The sequence below is a fragment of the Amycolatopsis thailandensis genome, assembly GCF_002234405.1.
Lineage (GTDB): Bacteria > Actinomycetota > Actinomycetes > Mycobacteriales > Pseudonocardiaceae > Amycolatopsis > Amycolatopsis thailandensis.
Genome location: NZ_NMQT01000373.1, coordinates 1 through 501, shown reverse-complemented (window position 1 = coordinate 501; position 501 = coordinate 1). Strand labels below are relative to the sequence as shown.

Sequence of the window (501 nt, the reverse complement as noted above, 5' to 3'; positions counted from 1 at the left end):
ACCACGATCACGATGATGATAATGATGATCGCCAAGATCAGCAGGAACCAGCCGAAGCCGTCACCGTCCCCGCTGCTGTGGACCCGGACCCGGTCCAGGTATGGCGTCAGCGTCGTCAACATCATTCCCCCTTTTGAACGTCAGGCGACACCCTAACCGGCCGACGACGCGGGGAGTGCGGCTTCCACCAGTTCGGCGAGATCTTCCGACCCTTTCGGCAGAGAATTCACCGGCCACCAACGAAGATCGTCCGATTCGTCACTTTGGACCGGTTGTGCGCCCCGGGGTGCGCGCACCACGAAACGCACGTCGAAATGCCGTGTCGGCACGCCGAGCGAGCAGGTGATCGGGTGGACGTCGAGATGCACGGGGGCCGGGTCGATCGCCAGGTCCTCGATGCCGGATTCCTCCCGTGCCTCGCGCAGGGCGGCGTCCGCGAGCGTCGCGTCGCCCGGTTCGCAATGCCCGCCGAGCTGCAACCAGCGGCCGACGCGCGGATGC

At 65.7% G+C, this 501-nt stretch carries 1 protein-coding gene; it reads right to left on the bottom strand.

Annotation, left to right across the window (positions count from 1 at the left end; translation table 11 throughout):
* Positions 1-152: 152 nt before the first annotated feature.
* A partial coding sequence (locus CFP71_RS42965; protein WP_143267344.1) for an NUDIX hydrolase occupies positions 153-501 on the bottom strand: 349 nt, incomplete at its 5' end.